The sequence below is a fragment of the Candidatus Neomarinimicrobiota bacterium genome, from assembly GCA_021157965.1.
In the GTDB taxonomy this organism is placed as follows: Bacteria; Fidelibacterota; Fidelibacteria; order Fidelibacterales; family Fidelibacteraceae; genus Fidelibacter.
This window is the reverse complement of sequence record JAGGVO010000026.1, coordinates 1-18,591: the sequence shown is the minus strand read 5'-3', so window position 1 is coordinate 18,591 and position 18,591 is coordinate 1. Positions and strand designations below refer to the sequence as shown.

Genomic DNA, 18,591 nt, shown 5'->3' with positions numbered 1-18,591 from the left:
TACGCTCCCGGGATGCGGCATGATGGATATTTTTCAGAAGTGTATCCTGTTTCAGGCGACGGATAAATTCTACACCGGGTTTTACAGAGTCCTGATCATAACGAACTTTCCAGATCAGTTCCTGAAGATAATTGGTCATTCCATAGAACGCACTGACGACAATCACAACCGGTTGATGATAGGATTCCACAATCTTTAAAATCCGGCTCGGATCTTCATCTGTCCGCAAATTGGATCCACCGAATTTTACCACAATTTTCTTCATTGAACTCCCTGTCTGTCTGGGGTGAATTTACTGGCGCCCACATTAAAATCAAACCATGAGATAAAAAAATAAAAAAGATTATTGTATTATTTTTTTTCGAATTGACGGGTAAAGATTATCCGCGTGCCGTTTCATTCCGAGATCTGTCAAATGTACTCCGTCTACCGTTCCCTCGTCGTCATCAAACCGGATTCTTTTAAAGGATATAAAGGTCACATTCCGGATACCGGTCTTTTTACACATTTTCCGGACACTCTGATATGCCCTGTCTTTCACGGCAAGAGCTTCTCCTGTTTCCCTGTTATCGTCTTCGTGTCCGTATGAAATATTGGGAACAACCAGGATCGGCAAACCGGATTGTGATCGGAAACGGCGGATAAAACCCATCAGTTTCTTTTCCACATCATCAGCCGATACATTGGGCAAGGCATCAATGATCAAGAGAGAAGCGGGCAGCTTGGCCAGATAATCAGCCATTTCAGGATCCAGCCTGCCGTTTCCGGAAAAACCGAAATTCAAGACTTCATAATGAAGGCGTCGGGAAAGAATGGCCGGATAAGCCATACCCGGGCGGCTGGCACAACCTCCCTGGGTAATGGATGTTCCGTAGATAATGACAGGTTTTGACCGTTCATCAAAAAGAGAGGTTTTCTCCAGGCCGTGTCCCGCCGGGACACCCACAAGCAGTGAATCAATGCCGTCATAGAGGGGCAGAAAAAGGGCATAGTGTCTTAACCCGCCTGGCCAGTTTTCCAGCAGCGTCGCTTCATGACAGAGTGTATCCTTACCCCACCATTTTGCTGTTCCCACATAGTTCCAGTCTTCCCTGGCGGGATCCACGGCATATAAATCCAGCCCCTGAACACCAGTCAGTGGCATGTGGGGAAGTTGTGTTCCGTAGAGGACTGACCACCGGATGCGAATTTCCGGTGAAGCTGTTTTAAAGGCAATAATTAAGCCGCTGGAATGGGTCCCAAGGCGTGCCAGTTCCGGCCGGATAGTTTGTCCCAGGGAATCGGGAATTCGGGCATACCCGGTTATGGCTGCATCCTCAGCCTGTCCATAAAGGGTCAGCGATTCAGCATTTATCCAGACCCAAGACGAATCCCCGGCAAAGAGCAGGGATGCCAGGAGGAGAATCAGGAGCAACCTGCCCGGACTAAAGTCCGGATTTGCTTCTCTTTCTCTTCCCGGTTCCCCGGATTGAAGTCCGGGGTTAAGTTGCTCTCTCTCCCCGGGTCTCCGGACTAAAGTCCGGTGTTGGCTCTTGCTATTTTTCATCTTCTTTTTTGCAGGTACTTACCTTCAGGAGTGCGTAAAGCGGGCACCATTTTATGAGTCCAGTTAAAAAGGGAATGACACCAATGGCTCCCCACCAGGTATTACATAGAATACCGGCAATTATAATTATAACACCTAATAGAATCCGGATCACTCGATCGGTTTTTCCGACATTCGCTTTCATTGGCATCTTTCCTGTTTATGATTTGTTTTATGAAATGTAAGCATTCCCGCCCGAGGGCACAAAGTACCAATGCCAAGGTTCATAGATAAACCCTTCGGGGTTCTTTTCAGGATAGGACATGACGAAACCGAATTTCCCGGCATGATTCTCCAGCCATTGGAAGGCTGGCGTATGATCAAAGGCCTTTTCGGGGACAATAAAATCAGGGGTACAGATATCCAGGGCACGGCCGGTGTGATGCTGACTATATCCCGGAGGAGCATTGGCGGTCATAATTTCGTCCAGGCTGCGTCCTGCTTCTAATTTTGAACGAATTATTGCCGCCTGGGTCCGGAAGCTCCTGAATCCGGACAATGGAAGGAGTTCAATTCCATCCTCCAAAGCTGCTTTTTCCATCTTTTTCCACGCTTTTGCAGTTTCCGGACTTAGATACACGGTTTTTCCATAAGGATTTCTCCCAATCTTAACTAAAAATTTTGCCTCCCCACAGAAAGGTAAGCCCCTTTTTTTTCCATAATCTTCAGGGAGTCCGAGTCCTTTCAGAATATGAGAAAGAGTTTCAGAACCCATGATTACATCCGTTTACTCCTGCTCCTCCGGCGGCTGAGACTGAGTCCGCCAAATCCCCCTAAAATGCCGAGATAAAAGCCGAAATCATACCACCATCCTGTATTCACAGGTTCATACAGCTGAATTTTCGGGACAAACCATTGAACAATGAGGGACAAGGGAGCCAGCCAGCCATGCCAGATCCCCCAGAAAAAGCCGGCCGGTCTGTCGGGTGTATAGGATCCGTTTCCGGGGATGCAGGATGTAAGTGCCACCAGAATCACCATCAGTAAACAAAACCAGAGTATTTTTTTCATAGTTTTCTCCATTTTCAGGAAATATAACAATTCCGGGATTCATTCCACAAAAGTTAAAACGGCAATATATCAAGCATTCATCAGGTATTATATCTGCTCAGACTGAAATCAGTTCCACAACCGGAGCATCTTTTTCCCGATATCGGTATTGTCCTGCATACCGCCGAACAGGGCTGCAGACGGGCCATAGCTGAAGACGGGGACCATGACGCCTGAATGTCCCTTCGTGGCAAAATCATACCCCAGCAATTCATGATTTTCATAATCGCCGCTTAATATAGTCATCCCCCCTGTTTCGTGATCTGATGTTACAATAACCAGGGTGTTCCTGTCCTCTTCCGCAAAATCCAGGACCGCCCCGACGGCATCATCAAAAGCCAGCATTTCATCCCGAATATATTCCATATCGTTTGCATGTCCGCCCCAGTCTATCTGGGAGCCTTCCACCATAAGAAAAAAACCTTTATTGTTGTTAGACAGGATATCCAGAGCTTTGCGGGTCATCATCTCCAGAGTAATTTCAAAACCTTCAGAAGCTTTGGGGAAATCGTTGGCCCGTTCTAACAAGGCCGCCGCCGGTTTATCCTTCAGGGTTTTGAATTCTTCCGGAGTTAAAGCAACCTGCATTTTACTTTTCAAGACATCCAGGAGATTTTTATCATCGGTCCGCAGGCTTCCTTCAACATTCTGTGGAACAAAGTATCCCCAACCGGCACCAAAAAGAACATCCCAGGAACCATCGGCAATTTGTTCTGCAATCACATCCTGCATGCCCCGACTTTTCACATGGGAAATAAAAACAGCCGGTGTTGCATGAGTAATACCTGTTGTAGCCACGACACCCGCACTTTTCCCCAGCTTTTTTGCCTGTTCGGCGATGGTGGGATACACATCTCTTTCGGGGGACATGGAAATAACTCCGTTATCCGTTTTATGGCCGGTTCCCAGAGCCGTTGCACCCGCTGCGGAATCGGTAATAAACCGGTTACTCGAATATGTCGTTGCCAATCCCATAATACCAAAGCGTTCCAGATTCATGGGATAACGATAAATACGCCCTGTAGTTACTTGTGCAACACCCATACCGTCCCCAATCATGAGTACGATGTTCCTGGGTTGTTTATTGATCGTATCACGGGTAACCAGAAGAAGAATCACAAGGAGAATCAATATGCCGATAATCGCTAACTGGGAAATGTCTTTTTTTCTCATAGCGCTTCCTTATTATATAAGGCGGAAAGTTACAGTTTTAATTTTTAGGAGGAAAGTATTGAACGTATGTTTATAATCTTTTTCGCAACAGCTCAAGTTTTGCACAATAGATTCCCTCAGTAAAGCTACCTTAATCAAGAAATACCGTCAATTGTTGCTGTTGGAGTCCGACAGGCACGATATAGCGGATTTTTTTTCCCGGAGTATCATAGATTTCCAGGATGGGAGCATCAGGTATGTCATGATCCATCAGATAACGGTTGATGGCAGGATAGGCTTTCATCGCACCGAAGATCACTGATGCTTTTCCCTTGTACGGAAATTCGGCAATGACGGCATCGGTTTGCGGGAATTCAGCAATTTTGCACCCACAGGTCAGGGATTGCGAAACGGTTTCAGAGGGCAGAATACATCCTCCAATACTCCGGAGACTGTCAGTTTCAACATCGCCCGGTTTGTCATAGTAGAGGCCGAATCCCAGCGTTGTAAAGAGTTCGTCCTTTTCATTCAATGCATCAAAAACCCGGTCCATAACGACGTGTATTTTCCGGTAATCGCCATGATGCACGTCATAGACAAGGGTATAGGGGCCTGCTTCAGACCGGGTTATTTTCACCTGACTGAAACCACCATAAAACCAGGTATACAAAAGGGCAAAGAGGATTAAGACAAGAAGGGGCCAAACAATCCAGCGAATCATGTAATCCTCCTTTATTTTAAGATTATCGACTCCGGCGGTTGTTGTCGGATGTAAAGGCTGCCATTTTCACCTCACCCTTCACAGGAACCGGTTTGGTATAGACAAGAGCGTCTGTATCAGGCTTTGTTCCGTCCGTTGTGTAACGAAGGGTCAGTCCCGGGAACCGGATATTGGCATACAGGGTATCCCTTTCGACAATCCATCCCGGAAGGGGAATGCGATAATTGACATTCCAGGCATCCAGGCGGGGCAGTTCATAATGGCCTGTTTTATGGACAAAGACAGTCCAGTCTTTTTGACGGGATTCTTCATCTTTCTCCAGTTCCCACTCAGGCATGGAGCTCCAGGCACGTTCTGAAAGCCCCAACAGTTTCGGAAAGGCCATATACTCAAACTTATCCATATCCCGCAGATTTTCCGACCAGAGGCATCCCTGGATGCCCAGAATATTTTCTTTTCCTTCCGGATTCAAAGGTTCAAAATTTTCATAGCGGGTCAGGTCAATTTTTTCACCATACAGATTTTTTTCGGCACAGTTCCGGATATCACAGGGCGTAAATTCCCAGGCATTCCGGGTATCCACAAAAGCGCCCCAGTAGAGTCCCCGTTCATCAGGATCTTTATTGTATGCCGAATCAAAATAGTAATTGGTCACATTGGCCAGCACCACGGGAAAGCCCTCATTGACAAGCCGGTAACTCAGGTCTTCAGCACCCCAGCCCCAAACGCTGTTCCAGATATATGAAATAAGCTCCCTCTCCTTCATCTGCATATCCGGCACCCGCCTGTTCTTTTCAATTTTGCTGGCAATCTCTTCCCACCCGGCGGTTTGAATTCCTTTTTCTTTAAGCATGTCATATAGACGAACAACAAAATACCGGGATAAATCATTGGCTTTTTCATACTCCGGATGCTCTTCAAGAAATTTCCGGCATTTTGGGGATCCCTCCCAGGAACCATGTGGCACCTCATCCCCGCCGATATGGATTATCTGTAACGGTACACCGGCTTCATCATACATGGCAATCAGCTCATCAAAGACCTTTTCACAAAAGCGGTATGTGGATTCCATACAGACATTGACCACATTGTTACTCCACTTCTGAACCGATTCCACCGCTGAAGAATCGTCAGGATCAATGAGATAAAATTCCATGGCGGCGGCAGAGTCTCCCTGAGCCATCAGGCGTTCATAGCGGACTATCATGGACTGTACCGCTGCATGGGAGTGTCCCGGCAGATCCACTTCCGGGATAACCTTGATATGGTGGTCTTTAGCATATTTCAGAAGTTCAATATACTCCTCACGGGAATAAAACCCGTTGCCGTTTGACGTGGGGTTATCGGCGTAGGGACCGCTGCCCAAAGAGGGGAAAAGGTGTTCCTTTTCATTATAGGTATGCCCCCGGAAAGCACCGATTTCCGTGAGCTCCGGCAAACCGGGAATTTCAATCCGCCATCCTTCATCATCCGTCAGATGAAAATGGAGGGTATTCAGTTTATAAAAGGACATGATTTCCAGAAACTTTTTCATTTCCTTCAGGCTGCGAAAACTCCGGGAGACATCCACATGCATGCCCCGGTAACCAAAACGGGGTTTATCAGATATCACAACACTCTGAAGAGTCAGTTCAGTTACCCCCTCTTTTTCTGCATGAGGAGGAAAGAGTCCGCGCAGAGTTTGAATACCGTAAAACACACCGGCTGCATCAGATCCGGATATGCTGATCTCATTATCCGATGTCCATGTAAGCATATAGGATTCAGGTTGGGCTGTTTCCGGTGTCAGGCTCAGGGTGATTTTGGCACCTTCAGCCTCCGGATTAACCGGACGGAGCAATTTTTTCAGCACTGTTTCAAGATAGGCTTTTTCATTTTCAAGTCCCTGATCTGCCAGGACTGTAACCGGACCGGTCAACGTCACGAGAGAATCCTGCCAGAGGATTTCATTTGGAGTGGGTGTGATCAGAGGTTTATGACCATCAATAGGGTCAACATCTGAGAGAATTTGTTGTTCATTCCGGTGATAACGGATCCGGTGATTTTCGACGGGCAGTTTATCGTAAGATGTCCGCTGAATCCGTGACGTATCCATAGGTTCATAATTGAGGGATACCGGCAGATATTCCTCGTGACCGTCAGGATATTTAAAAACAAAGTAATTGCCGGTGGGCAGGTCGGTGTATGTCACCACCCAGTGACTTGCCACAATCGGCAAAACCACCTTGCCGCGGGGAGGAATAGGGGCAAAAGAGGATTTCGGTTCCAGCATATAGAAATCCCCGTTAATGTGATGACCGGTGAGAACATCCGGCAGTTCATCCACCACCAGGCGTCTGAAACGGTTAAAATATAACGCCCAGCCGTCCCGGGGTAATGGCACCTGTGAGTGATTATGAATGGTTAAAAGTCCCAGATGCATCATCTTTCCTTTGTATTGATTCTCCACATGTTTCCACGTGAGGGATAAAGAATCAGGATAGACTCGTGTTTTTTGTGTCATCTCTTTCTCCGAACATCCAAATATTAACGGCAGGATAAATATCCATAAGATCCATTGTTTTTTCATTTCATCCTCACATATTTATTCTTCAACCGACGATGAAAAATTAAAAGAAAAGTCAATGAGTTCAAAGACAAGTTAGTCGATCTCAGGATTCTCATTATTTAAAGGAATATAAGCTTTTTTACAGTGTAGAATTTTTATATTTTTTTCTGTAAAAACTGACAACTTTTTTAAGAAAAGTCTTCTCAGAGGAGAGTAAATACATCAAAAAGAGGATGAAGGGAATGAGAAAAATTGTTCTGACAATCTGTTTAATCACCACAGTGATACAAGTTTTACAGGCACAAGACAATAATAATGGCCGGCAAAACAGGGTTGTTGAAGCCATATACATCACACATAATCCGGGTATTCATCTGGATGGGAGGCTCGATGAAGAAGTCTGGAATAATGGGATATGGCAATCTGATTTTACCCAGCATGAACCACACGATGGCGAACCGGCCTCGTGCAAAACTCGATTTAAAGTATTATATGATGATGAATATCTGTACATCGGCGCCCGGGCCTACGATCCGAATCCCTCTGAAATCAAAGCATTCCTGAGCCGACGGGATGAATATACCCATTCAGACTGGATATATGTTTCCATAGATTCCTACAATGACAACCGGACAGCCTTTGAGTTCGGCATCAATGCTGCCGGTGTACTTCATGACATCCGTCGTTATGACGACGGAGATATGGATCAGGATTGGGACGCCGTATGGGATGGTTCAGCGCATATAGATGATGAGGGATGGACAGCCGAATGGCGTATTCCTTTCAGCGAGCTGCGGTTTACTTCATCCCCGGATATGGAATGGGGATTTCATGTCTACCGGAAAGCCCCCAATTGCGACAATGAAGTCTCTTTATGGAATCACTGGCCCAAATCAAACAACGGCATAGTATCCAATTATGGAACCCTCAGGGGTTTGAAAAACGTGCAATCCTCCAATCCGGTTTATATCATCCCCTACGGAGTGGGACGGGCGGATATATCTGAGAATCTGAAAACGGATCATCACCCGGAAAAATATGATCTTCTCGCCCGAATCGGCGGCGATATCCGATATTCGAGTCCCATCGGACTTACTCTGAATGCCACTATCAATCCGGATTTCGGACAGGTGGAAGCCGATCCGGCGGATTACAATCTGACAAACTTTGAGACCTATTTCAGTGAAAAACGGACTTTTTTCATGGAAGGTGCCAATATTCTTCAATTCCCCCTGGGATTTGGAGACGGTGATATGGCTCATAACACCCTCTTTTACACCCGCCGTATCGGCCGAACCCCCACGGTATCAGCCCAAACAGATGATACCAAAGAAGTAGAAGAAATCCAGTCACCACATGAAACCAATATTCTGGGAGCTGCCAAACTGACAGGAAAAACAGATTCAGGCATCTCTATCGGGATAATGGATGCATTAACCGCTGAAGAAACAGCAACGGTTTACTATGATGACGGAACAAAAGATCACCCTGTTGTGGAACCGCTGACCAATTACGGACTGGTACGACTGCAAAAAGACTATCATAACGGTGAAACAACCGTGGGAGGCATTTTAACGTCAGTTAACCGGAAACTGGATGGTACGGGTATTACATCTCTTCATTCATCAGCTTACACCGGAGGACTGGATATTAATCACCGTTTCGCCGAGAATGAATATTCCTTTATCGGCCACCTGGCTTTCAGTCATGTTATGGGGGATACTACGGCAATTCAAAGAACACAAAAGCATCCCTCCCGCTATTTCCAACGGACGGATGCCGATCACCTGAATTATGATCCTGCACGTAAATCCCTGAGTGGATATTCAGCAAAAGCTATCCTCGTAAAAAACAGGGGACATTACCGGGGTGGAACCGGATTTGTCATGACAAGTCCGGGTTTTGAAATCAACGATCTGGGATATTACAGATTTGTCGATGATATCATGAGTTTCCTCTGGCTCCAGTACCAGGATTGGGAACCGGGCTCTGTTTATAAACAGATTTACATAAACTATAACATGTGGACAAGCTATGACTTTTCAGGTACACGAAAAGTATTTGGGGGAAACGTGAATTACAACGGGGTATTTTTGAACAATTGGTCTCATGGACTGGGCATCAATTTGAGTGCTTACGGAGTATCCCCCTACTTTAACCGGGGCGGCCCGGCAATGAGAACACCAGCTAATTGGAATGTGTGGACTTCTATTGAATCGGACGAACGTAAAAAAGTTATCTGGGAAATGTTCGGTTTCTATTTCAAAAACAAAGACAACGTAAAAGGTATTGAAGTGGGACAGGAACTGACCTATCGCCCCTTGAATAACCTTCATTTAAGTGCCCAAGCCAGTTTTAATGTGCAGGATGATACCTGGTCGTGGATTGGAAAGGCCGAAGCTGACGGTCCGGAGACCCAATACATCTGGGCGGACATGCACCAGCAAACCCTGAATCTTACGTTCCGGGCGGACTGGACACTGAGCCCGAAACTGAGTCTTCAATACTATGCCCAGCCTTTCATCACAGCCGGTGATTACTCCAATTACAAACGGGTGGCAAACCCCATGGCAAAGGATTTCAATGAACGTTTTGAAAATATAAACGACCGGATTGTATTTGATGAGGAGAACGAGGAATTCAGCCTGGATCTGGATCGTGACGGCTCGGCAGAATACACATTTGAAGGGCAGACAGATTTTAACTATAAACAATTCCGTTCAAATCTGGTCCTTCGCTGGGAATACTTTTCAGGCTCCACATTCTATCTGGTTTGGTCCCAGGGGTTCACAGATTACCGAAGCCTGGGCAATTTCGAATTCAGCCGGGATGTTCAGGATCTCTTTGGTGCTCCCGGGGATAATGTGGTGATGGTAAAAATGAGTCACATGTTTAAAATCCAGTAAGATTTACAAAACATATCAAGACAAAAGAGATCCGGGCGGTCTCTTTTGTTTTTATGAATAAAAAGTTCCTTCTCCAAAACAGAATCCCTTAATTTATCCATCGAAAACAGATGACAGACAAAAGGAATTCTTATGACAAAAAAATTGTATGCGATTATATTCATTTTACTGATCAGTCTACAGGGTTTGACGGCAGACCCGAAAGAAGAATTCAGGGCTGTGTGGGTGGCCACGGTTTTAAGGCTGGACTGGCCGTCGTCCTCAACGGTTTCCACACAAAAGAATCAGATGATTAATATATTGAACACCATGGCATCTTACCGGTTCAATGCCATTGTTTTTCAGGTACGACCTGCATGTGATGCCTTTTATGATTCAAAAATTGAACCCTGGTCCAACTGGCTGACCGGTACGGAAGGCAAGGCCCCGTCTCCTTACTATGATCCCCTGGCATTTGTAGTGGAAGAAGCCCATAAAAGGGGCATTGAAGTCCACGCATGGTTTAATCCCTACCGGGCCCGGAAAGGGGATGCCGGCTCATCGGCGGAACATGTTTTCAATACCCATCCGGAATGGATTCTGGCTGTCGGGAGCAAGAGCGACAACGCTCAATACCGATCCCTCGATGAACGGAATTTGCCGGAAAGCAAAACCGTGGACTATATACTGGATCCGGGTAAAGAAGCTGTCCGGAAATATGTACTTTCGGTGATTGCTGATGTAGCGTCCCGATATGATATCGACGGTATTCACATGGATGATTATTTCTATCCCTACTCCGGCATCAGCAATGAGGATGCAGCCACATTTGCTGAAGAAAACAGAGGATTTACGAATATTCACGATTGGCGGCGGGATAACATCAACCTTCTGATCCGGGGGATTCATGATACCCTTCAGGTTATCAATCCCCGCATCAAATTCGGAATGAGTCCCTTCGGAATCTGGAAAAACGGTGTTCCCTCAGGAATCGTGGGACTGGATGCTTACAGCACCATATATTGTGACGCAGTAACATGGCTGAATGAACAGTGGATTGATTATGTTACCCCTCAATTGTACTGGCCTTTTGGGGGCGGGCAGGATTATGGAAAGCTGATGCCCTGGTGGGCAGGAATCACCGAAGAGAATAACCGTCATCTGTATCCGGGACAGGCAGCATATCGTATCACAAACTGGACAGCCGGTGAGATGCCGCGACAAATCCGCCTGAACCGGCAAACGGAATCCTGCCTGGGGTCGGTCTTTTTCCGGTATGCATACACCCCCGGAGGAAATCCTCTGGGATTCCGGGATTCTCTCCGGAATAATTATTACAAACACCCGGCGGTCACCCCTTCCATGACTTGGAAAGACTCCCTCCCGGCACCGGCACCTGTAAATGTCACCATAGAATTCAATGAATCGGGAGCACATCTCAACTGGCAGGCCGGAGAGGTCACAGAAGCCCATGATGACTCCGCTTACCGCTACCTGGTCTATAAATGGCCTCAGGGTGAAACTCTGAATCGGGTTGATAATTCACATCTCCTGGCCGTCATTCCCGCTTCAGAACCTTTGACATATACAGACACGGATTTTGAAAACTATCAGTACGGGATTTCCGCCCAGGACCGCCTGAGTAATGAAAGCGATGTAATCCAAACAGTCACTTCGGGTGTGGCATGTTTTAAACAGCCAGCATCCTCGTGGCAATTGCATCCGGCATATCCCAATCCGTTCAATCCGGTTGTACAGATCCGGTATACTATTCCCTATGCCACCCATATCCGGCTTGCCATTTACGACATCAGCGGCTGGCAGATTTATCAGAAACACTTTGAACATAAACAAGCCGGGACCTTCACAACCGAGTGGGACGCCTCGGCTCAACCTTCAGGACTCTATATTGTTACCATTCAGACACCCGGATTCAGATCGGCACAAAAAATAAGCCATTTGAAGTGAATGATGTGGGTTGCGGGTTTCGAGTTGCGGGTTTCGAGTTGCGGGTTGGGGTTGCGGATTTGGTCTGGACACAGGTCACGCAAATTCAATAATTCTAATCTCACCATATAGGAATATGCTTATACGTGTATGCCCCCGGGGATAAAATAATCCCGGCGGCGATCAAATGCAAGATTATATTATTTTTAATATATTGGGCTTAATTGATTGAATCTGAGGGTGCTTTAGCGTCCTTGTTCAATATAAACGATGCCATTTATGGGCGTTGAATAAGCGGTAGACAGCATCCCGGTACATCAGCCTACGGCGGCCTAACCGATAACCGGGAATTGGGCATCTCGATACTCGTACCCCGTCCCTCGCGATTCATTCTGCCGGGTGTCGCTTCGCTCCTGATTGTTGGTTCATGGATTTATGGGTTGGGGGTTTTCGGTTGTGCCCTCATCTCCCCGGACTGAAGTCCAGGGCTACGTTTCACCGTTTCTCACTTCCCGGTCACCGTGTAGACTCAACCATTAACAGGGTGGAATCAAGGCGCCCTATTTCCTTAACCGTCTGAACCACTTAACGACCTAACGTCTGTACCTCTCAACCTCTCAACCTCTCAACGTCTAAACGTCTCAACGTCTAAACATCTAAACATCTAAACATCTAAACGTCTAAACATATACTTATGGTACAGGAGATAAGCAATTCCTACCGCCACAGGCAATAACGCCCAGGAGGCGTATTTCAGTTCGGTGGTAATCCACAAGGCAATAAAAAGGGCAATACCGAAAGTCAGTAAAACAAGTCCGCGTTTCAGATTATCCACCTTTTTCCGGATCTGAATTTCAGGGACATCCACCCCCAGTTCCAGGGCTTTCATGATTTCCTGATGGATTAGTTCTTTTTCCTTGAACGACACGTAAACCAGATAAGCGATCACCCCAAAGAAAGGGATCATGATACCCAGGGGAATAAGTACTGATTCCATGGTTCTCCTTTTTCATTTTTGTTTTTTTAAGAAGACCTGCCATTTGTAGAATTGTTGCATAAAAAAAAAGAAAAAAAATCTCTATATTAAAATCAGCAACAAAATTACCGTTAATGCGTCTTTCTATTAATGGATCCGATCATGGAAAAGAAAATACTCCGTCTCTGCCGGGAAGGACATCAGCATCAGGCCTTTGGGGAGATTCTCCGTTATCTGGGTGATGATGTATACGGATTCGCGTACCATTTCGTAAAAAATAAAGAGGATGCTTCGGATATCACCCAGGATGTCTTCCTGAAAATCTGGAAAAAATTCCACACTTTTAAGGAGGAATCCTCCCTGAAATCCTGGATATTGCAAATCACCCGTAACACTTGTATCTCCTATCTGAAAAGCCGGCATTATCAAATCAGCCGGGAGGATGGGGATTTTGGAAAAACCGCCAGTGAATCTCAGGACAATGAGTTATTACCGGATCTTCGTTCCTGTGTGGAGACTCTGCCCCCGGAAATGAAGACTCCGCTGGTTTTGTATCATTTCATGTCCTGCCGGTATGAAGAGATTGCCCGGATACTGGATTTGCCCCTGAATACCGTCAAGGCCCGAATCCGTCGGGGCAGACTGATGCTGGTTAAACATTTGAAAGCAAAAGGGTATCATAATGCAGTGTGAAATATTTGAAAAAATTTGGATTGAATACGGGACTGAATCCCTCCCGCCGGCTGCCCGGGAGCATCTGGAAACATGTGCATCGTGTCGTGCCCTCATCGGTGAAACGGAAGACATTGCCCGCCGTTTAAGCAATCTTTCCTCCACCCCCATGCCCGGCTCTGTAAAAAAAGCTATCCTGAAAAAAACTTCAAACCCTTTCTATTCACCGGATTTGATATTGAATATTGTTACCCTCTTGGGACTTGCCGTCTTTTTTGGCTCCAACCTGGACATCATCCTCCATGGAATCATATCCTGCACCCATAACCTGACCCAACTTTTAATAAACAGCCCCTGGTATTTCTTTCCCCTGGGAGGATTAATTCTGGGATCGCTGATTATCCCACCGGTTTTACGAAAAATTCTATAGGATTTATATCATTAAAACCTTTGGAGAGCAGACGTATCCATTTTGGGAAACCGAATCCTGAAAGTTGTCCCGCCGGAACTGAGTATCTCAAGAGATCCTTTCAATTGCTGCACCAGTGCCTTTGTTATCTTCATCCCCAAGCCAAAGGTATCGCTTTTCATGGCATGTTCCGGCATGGGTTTCCCGTCATTCTTTATCGTAAGAACATAGTGTTCCTTTTCCATCACAAATGAAATCCAAAGATCTCCCGATTCCTGTCCGGTAAACCCGTATTTGAGGGCATTGCTGATAATCTCATTCAGAATCAGAGAGCAGGGCGTCGCCTGTTCCAGGGGAAGCACCACATTTTCCACATGAACATGCGTATTGATATGGAGATCCGGCTTTTTATACATCAGCAAAAGATGGGAAAGGAAATCTTTTAAGTAATCGGAAAAATCAATGGTCTCAACATTCCGGTGACGAAAAATTTTTTCATGGACGAGGGATATGGCTCGGATTCGGCTTTTTACACTTTTCAGGACGGTATTTTCCTCACTGGAGAGCTTTTGCTGCATATTTACCAGGCTGTTAATCAACTGAAGATTATTTTTCACCCGGTGGTGAATTTCCGCCAGGAGGATTTCTTTTTCCCGGAGGGATGTTCGGATTTGCTTTTCGTTTTTCTGATCTTCTGTATAATCCCGGAAAGTGCAAATGTATCCCAACACATCATTCCAGTCGTCAAAAACCGGGGCCATGGAGAAGAGAGCCGGGAAAGTCTTTCCGTCGCACCGCCGTAGACTGATATCCAGATTCCGGACAGGTTTTCTGTTTTCCTTATCCAGGAGGCGTGAGATGTGGTGGACATCTGATTCGGCAATGATCATAGACACCGGTTTCAGGATCAGGTCTTCCCGTGTACACGCCAGGAGTTTCAGAGTTTCGTTGCTGATTTCCCGGACACGTCCTCCCATATCCAGCAATAGGAACCCCTCCCCCATATTTTTGAGAATATCCGATACAATATTCCGGGTACTGATTCCCATCACGCGGTACTTCTCGATGGTATACCAGAGGGTCGATGCCGGAATCAGTGTAAAAATCACGGCAAGGGGCGGAGCAGATATTTTCAGCATCGGGAGGATAATATCCGTCAGCGAACCAAGGATAAAAGTGATGATGAGGGATAAAATAATCAGAAGCGCCTGATTTTTCTCCCGTTTTTTATCCGTCTTTCTCCGCCGGCGTAACAACAGGGAAATGCCGAAAATGAGATAGGATGAATAATACACATTATAAGACCAGTCCAGCCAGGAACCTGAGGAAAGGAAGGTCCATCCATAAGCCATACGGACGTATTGACCGTCTGCAAAAGCCCGGGGATTAAAAAAGGCGATGAGGATATATATAATACCGGGGACATATATTAACCAGGGACAGATTTTGCAGGTTCGCAGTGGTTTAAAACGGGTTTTAAGCATGAAAAAATGGAGGAAAAAGGCAGGCATCAGGCAAAAGCCCAGTGTAGAAAACTGGCGCCAGGCATTGGCAGAGGTTTGTGAAGCGGCAACCAGCATATAGCCGGTTGTAAAGGACCAGATCGCGAGGCTCAGGCTTAGGGAAAAGAACACCCTGTTCAGGGTTGAATAGTGTTGCCGGAGAAGGACGCGGAACCCCATATACAAGAAGAAGACAAAGACAAACTGGTAAAGCGAAAAGAGAACATGAATCATATTTTCAAATTGCCTGCAGATATTGATTGGTTAGGATTCTAAACAAAATTTTCAAAATTTTGAGAATATAAGCATGCCGATTTATTTTAAAAAAAGAAAGAGCAAGAAACGGGAGAGAAAAAGCATTTATTTTTTCAGGAATCTCTGTTATATTACTTAGCTTTTTTGAGGGACATGCGCACGTAGCTCAGCTGGATAGAGCGACGGATTCCGGTTCCGTAGGCCGAGGGTTCAAATCCTTCCGTGCGTACAGATGCGTCACTAGCTCAATTGGTAGAGCAGCGGACTCTTAATCCGTTGGTTCGGGGTTCGATTCCCTGGTGGCGTACGAAGATAAGTCGCTGAATATCAACACATTACAAGCCTCCGAGTCGTTCCGGGGGCTTGTTTTTTACCCCCTGAAAAGTGCTTAATTTGCTCAATTTTAGCAGGGTTTTATCTTGTTTAACGGAAACATAGCGGAAACATTTTCAGGGTTGTTCCAATTGTGTATTGCATTGATTTTACGTGGTGTTAGAGGAATACCACGGAACAGCTGAAGAGAAGCATCTTCCGTAAATTACCAAAACGATAGAACCTGACCGTTTACAGTAACGGAAACAGACTGTATGATGAATTTGCCTATAACGTATTGACTAACAACCTGTTACAAGTACAGCAAATATTACATTCATGAAAAATACCGGAAACATCGCGGAAACATGTGCCGCAATGATTCCCTGAGAGGGTATTGTTTTATTGAAATACCGGGGCTTATATCACGGGAGAACATCCAATGCAAAACCCCGGTTTCATGTCATTCAGTGATGATTATTTCGAATGTTGATCACATTCTTCAGGTAGTCGATGGGGATCTTCGTGTAGATTTCAGTCACAACAACCGAGGAATGTCCTAAAACCTGTTTTGTCAGGTTAATGTCCCGGTGTTTAATCCAGTGGCGCACGGCAAAGGTGTGTCTCAGGCTGTGGAAAGTGATATCATTAGACAACCCGGCTTTTTGGGCAAACACCTTGAACTGATGAGAGACAGTACATTTATGCGGGACATTCTCTTTCACTTTCAGATATGTATCCACTAATTCAGGATCAATGGGTATAATCCGATCCTGACGGCCTTTGGTGTTGGTAATGCGGAGATGTTCTCCATCCGGCAGAAGCTCACTGTTTTTCAGTTCAGAAACCCTCATACCAGTATTCAGGTGAATAAGAAAAACATCCCGCATCAAGGGCTTATCTTCAGCTGCTTTCATGAGTTGCTTTACTTCATCATCCGTCATGAACTTAGGATGAGACTTATCAATCTTCAGAAGCTTAATCCTGAAGGGCAGTTTATCAATATACTCTTCTTCCACCGCCCAGTTGAAAAAACGGCGGATTCCCCGGAGAAGAATGTTCACCGTTGTGGGTGTAAACCGGGTCTCGATCTTTCCGGATTTGGGGTTCACCCGCTCCGCATGAAGCAAACCTTTCATCAGAATCGCATTATCCGATTTGACAAAGGAATCTATGGGTTTATCTTTTCCGAAGATGCGGATCAACTCATTAAGGGCATCCTTATACCGCTGGAGTGTTGACTTCTGGATCAGGTTCTCCTGGGATTTCAGGAAAAGTGATACCATGGCAGACAGGGTGTTCCCGGACAGGGATGCCTTATCTGCGAGGGGATCTTCCGTGATACCGAGTTTGATTTCATATTCAAGCTTATTCACCGCACGCAAGCGTTGTTTTGCCAGCGACAAGGACTGTGTTTTCAAGGATATGCACCGTGTTTTATTCCCTTGTCCCTTGTATATGCCGTAGTAGTTCTTCCTGGACTTTTTCAGATAGGCCATGATAAACTCCTTTCCAATGTGTGTTCTTTGGTTTCAGTTCTCCGGGCTCACCCACGTTCACGTCTCCCCTTTTCCGGGTTTGCTGAGAGCAGTTGTGGTATTCACCCGTGCTCACTATAGTTATGTCAGCGGGATTTGGCAGTATTGAGGGAAGGGGATAAAAAACGGGGGGATATAAAAAAGCCCCTGAAAGTGGACTCAGGGGTGTAAGGGTTTGGACTAAAACTTCCTATATGTGGGTAAAGAGTGGGGTTGGCGGAGGAAATCCGATATATCACCCGGAATCTTTCGAGCAGATGGAAGCCTACTAAACTCCGGATGATGGAGTGTATTTATCCGCTTTTAAACGGATGAGGATAAAGAGCTGGATGTTTATGTGACGGTTCAGGTGTCCTTAGATACCTGATTTCTGCATAAAACATATTGAGGAGGCGAAAACCGTTGTTGTTGTTGCTGTTGGACGGGTTATTGTTGTTGCGATTGGCAACCCGGCAGTTGGTCGCGTTGTTGTTCCAACTACCACCGCGGAGCACACGGTTCGAGCCTGATAAAACACTCTTTACCCTTTGTCAAAGATGAATTTTCGAATAGTTGCCGTATGAAACCAGGATATATGTGCAGCTATAGAATTCAGTGAATTCAGATAAGTATCTTGTCTAATACGACAATGATTAAATTCCCATTTTCTTTGTTTTAAAGTCTTCAGGGAACGCTTGAGGCTTTTACGATGAATACGGATTGTGGCCGGATAGATTCTGGCACCCAGAAAACTCAGACCATTCAGGCGTTGATTGATTAAAGTCGCCCTTTCTTTCAAATTGAGCCTAAGCCTTTCAGCCAAAAAAGTCTCTATGGCAGGCTTTACCTGCTTTAAAGATTCTTTTGAATTGGAAAAGAGAACCACATCATCCATATAACGGATATAAGCAAGTCCCTTTAACTTATGACGGATATACGTATCCAGTGTATCCAGATAGACATTGGCCAGAAATTGAGATGTGAGATTACCAATGGGTAATCCAGTACCATGGGACCCACCAGAATCGATAATCCTGAACACAACATCCAGAAAACGAGC

At 45.7% G+C, this 18,591-nt stretch carries 17 protein-coding genes and 2 tRNA genes; 6 read left to right on the top strand and 13 right to left on the bottom strand.

The window, feature by feature from the left end; translation table 11 throughout:
- From J7K63_03330 to J7K63_03295, 8 genes are all read right to left on the bottom strand, one after another.
- Positions 1 to 265: hypothetical protein (locus tag J7K63_03330; protein MCD6234054.1), on the bottom strand; the 265-nt coding region annotated here is incomplete at its 3' end.
- A gap of 78 nt (positions 266 to 343) precedes the next feature.
- Positions 344 to 1,546 carry an SGNH/GDSL hydrolase family protein gene (locus J7K63_03325; protein ID MCD6234053.1) on the bottom strand — a complete coding sequence of 401 codons (1,203 nt, stop codon included), beginning with the start codon at positions 1,544 to 1,546 and terminating at the stop codon, positions 344 to 346.
- Positions 1,536 to 1,730 carry a DUF2892 domain-containing protein gene (locus J7K63_03320; GenBank protein ID MCD6234052.1) on the bottom strand — a complete coding sequence of 65 codons (195 nt, stop codon included), beginning with the start codon at positions 1,728 to 1,730 and terminating at the stop codon, positions 1,536 to 1,538. The genes J7K63_03325 and J7K63_03320 overlap by 11 nt, the downstream gene beginning before the upstream one ends.
- Positions 1,731 to 1,757: 27 nt before the next feature.
- A complete protein-coding gene (locus tag J7K63_03315) occupies positions 1,758 to 2,300 on the bottom strand; it encodes a M15 family metallopeptidase (protein ID MCD6234051.1) in 543 nt (180 codons plus the stop codon).
- 2 nt (positions 2,301 to 2,302) lie between these two features.
- Positions 2,303 to 2,596 (bottom strand): hypothetical protein, encoded by a 294-nt coding sequence (locus J7K63_03310; protein MCD6234050.1) that lies wholly within the window; start codon positions 2,594 to 2,596, stop codon positions 2,303 to 2,305.
- 108 nt (positions 2,597 to 2,704) lie between these two features.
- Positions 2,705 to 3,808, bottom strand: a complete 1,104-nt coding sequence (locus tag J7K63_03305) for an alkaline phosphatase (GenBank protein MCD6234049.1) — start codon at positions 3,806 to 3,808, stop codon at positions 2,705 to 2,707.
- 130 nt (positions 3,809 to 3,938) lie between these two features.
- Positions 3,939 to 4,508, bottom strand: a complete 570-nt coding sequence (locus tag J7K63_03300; GenBank protein ID MCD6234048.1) for a hypothetical protein — start codon at positions 4,506 to 4,508, stop codon at positions 3,939 to 3,941.
- Positions 4,509 to 4,530: 22 nt separating this feature from the next.
- Positions 4,531 to 7,011, bottom strand: coding sequence for a carbohydate-binding domain-containing protein (locus tag J7K63_03295; protein MCD6234047.1), 2,481 nt, complete (start codon positions 7,009 to 7,011; stop codon positions 4,531 to 4,533).
- A 287-nt stretch (positions 7,012 to 7,298) separates the two neighbouring features.
- Between J7K63_03295 and J7K63_03290 the strand changes: the two genes are divergently transcribed.
- Entirely contained in the window at positions 7,299 to 9,962 is a 2,664-nt protein-coding gene (locus tag J7K63_03290; GenBank protein MCD6234046.1) for a carbohydrate binding family 9 domain-containing protein, read from the top strand.
- A 132-nt stretch (positions 9,963 to 10,094) separates the two neighbouring features.
- The gene (locus tag J7K63_03285; protein ID MCD6234045.1) at positions 10,095 to 11,909 is read left to right on the top strand and encodes a family 10 glycosylhydrolase; all 1,815 of its coding nucleotides are present in this window, start codon (positions 10,095 to 10,097) and stop codon (positions 11,907 to 11,909) included.
- Between the two features lie 643 nt (positions 11,910 to 12,552).
- Here the strand turns inward: J7K63_03285 and J7K63_03280 are convergent.
- Positions 12,553 to 12,885 (bottom strand): hypothetical protein, encoded by a 333-nt coding sequence (locus J7K63_03280; GenBank protein MCD6234044.1) that lies wholly within the window; start codon positions 12,883 to 12,885, stop codon positions 12,553 to 12,555.
- Between the two features lie 141 nt (positions 12,886 to 13,026).
- On the opposite strand from J7K63_03280, the gene J7K63_03275 reads away from it, so the two are divergent.
- Both J7K63_03275 and J7K63_03270 read left to right on the top strand, forming a co-directional pair.
- Positions 13,027 to 13,557, top strand: coding sequence for a sigma-70 family RNA polymerase sigma factor (locus J7K63_03275; protein ID MCD6234043.1), 531 nt, complete (start codon positions 13,027 to 13,029; stop codon positions 13,555 to 13,557).
- Positions 13,547 to 13,966, top strand: coding sequence for a hypothetical protein (locus tag J7K63_03270; GenBank protein ID MCD6234042.1), 420 nt, complete (start codon positions 13,547 to 13,549; stop codon positions 13,964 to 13,966). The genes J7K63_03275 and J7K63_03270 overlap by 11 nt, the downstream gene beginning before the upstream one ends.
- Positions 13,967 to 13,977: 11 nt before the next feature.
- Here J7K63_03270 and J7K63_03265 read toward each other — a convergent pair whose 3' ends face one another.
- A complete protein-coding gene (locus J7K63_03265) occupies positions 13,978 to 15,681 on the bottom strand; it encodes a PAS domain-containing protein (GenBank protein ID MCD6234041.1) in 1,704 nt (567 codons plus the stop codon).
- Between the two features lie 176 nt (positions 15,682 to 15,857).
- Here J7K63_03265 and J7K63_03260 point away from each other — a divergent pair.
- A tRNA-Arg gene (locus J7K63_03260) sits at positions 15,858 to 15,931 on the top strand.
- 5 nt (positions 15,932 to 15,936) lie between these two features.
- Positions 15,937 to 16,009 (top strand) — tRNA-Lys (locus J7K63_03255).
- Positions 16,010 to 16,481: 472 nt separating this feature from the next.
- Here J7K63_03255 and J7K63_03250 read toward each other — a convergent pair.
- From J7K63_03250 to J7K63_03240, 3 genes are all read right to left on the bottom strand, one after another.
- Positions 16,482 to 17,513 carry a tyrosine-type recombinase/integrase gene (locus tag J7K63_03250; protein MCD6234040.1) on the bottom strand — a complete coding sequence of 344 codons (1,032 nt, stop codon included), beginning with the start codon at positions 17,511 to 17,513 and terminating at the stop codon, positions 16,482 to 16,484.
- Positions 17,514 to 17,845: 332 nt separating this feature from the next.
- Positions 17,846 to 18,046, bottom strand: coding sequence for a hypothetical protein (locus tag J7K63_03245; GenBank protein ID MCD6234039.1), 201 nt, complete (start codon positions 18,044 to 18,046; stop codon positions 17,846 to 17,848).
- A 26-nt stretch (positions 18,047 to 18,072) separates the two neighbouring features.
- A partial coding sequence (locus J7K63_03240; GenBank protein MCD6234038.1) for an RNA-directed DNA polymerase occupies positions 18,073 to 18,591 on the bottom strand: 519 nt, incomplete at its 5' end.

What these genes read in the sequence shown, in the direction of transcription:
- J7K63_03325 (MCD6234053.1), bottom strand. Translation starts at nt 1,546, where the DNA reads ATGAAAAATAGCAAGAGCCAACACCGGACTTTAGTCCGGAGACCCGGG.
- J7K63_03320 (MCD6234052.1), bottom strand. Translation starts at nt 1,730, where the DNA reads ATGAAAGCGAATGTCGGAAAAACCGATCGAGTGATCCGGATTCTATTA.
- J7K63_03315 (MCD6234051.1), bottom strand. Translation starts at nt 2,300, where the DNA reads ATGGGTTCTGAAACTCTTTCTCATATTCTGAAAGGACTCGGACTCCCT.
- J7K63_03310 (MCD6234050.1), bottom strand. Translation starts at nt 2,596, where the DNA reads ATGAAAAAAATACTCTGGTTTTGTTTACTGATGGTGATTCTGGTGGCA.
- J7K63_03305 (MCD6234049.1), bottom strand. Translation starts at nt 3,808, where the DNA reads ATGAGAAAAAAAGACATTTCCCAGTTAGCGATTATCGGCATATTGATT.
- J7K63_03300 (MCD6234048.1), bottom strand. Translation starts at nt 4,508, where the DNA reads ATGATTCGCTGGATTGTTTGGCCCCTTCTTGTCTTAATCCTCTTTGCC.
- J7K63_03295 (MCD6234047.1), bottom strand. Translation starts at nt 7,011, where the DNA reads ATGACACAAAAAACACGAGTCTATCCTGATTCTTTATCCCTCACGTGG.
- J7K63_03290 (MCD6234046.1), top strand. Translation starts at nt 7,299, where the DNA reads ATGAGAAAAATTGTTCTGACAATCTGTTTAATCACCACAGTGATACAA.
- J7K63_03285 (MCD6234045.1), top strand. Translation starts at nt 10,095, where the DNA reads ATGACAAAAAAATTGTATGCGATTATATTCATTTTACTGATCAGTCTA.
- J7K63_03280 (MCD6234044.1), bottom strand. Translation starts at nt 12,885, where the DNA reads ATGGAATCAGTACTTATTCCCCTGGGTATCATGATCCCTTTCTTTGGG.
- J7K63_03275 (MCD6234043.1), top strand. Translation starts at nt 13,027, where the DNA reads ATGGAAAAGAAAATACTCCGTCTCTGCCGGGAAGGACATCAGCATCAG.
- J7K63_03270 (MCD6234042.1), top strand. Translation starts at nt 13,547, where the DNA reads ATGCAGTGTGAAATATTTGAAAAAATTTGGATTGAATACGGGACTGAA.
- J7K63_03265 (MCD6234041.1), bottom strand. Translation starts at nt 15,681, where the DNA reads ATGATTCATGTTCTCTTTTCGCTTTACCAGTTTGTCTTTGTCTTCTTC.
- J7K63_03250 (MCD6234040.1), bottom strand. Translation starts at nt 17,513, where the DNA reads ATGGCCTATCTGAAAAAGTCCAGGAAGAACTACTACGGCATATACAAG.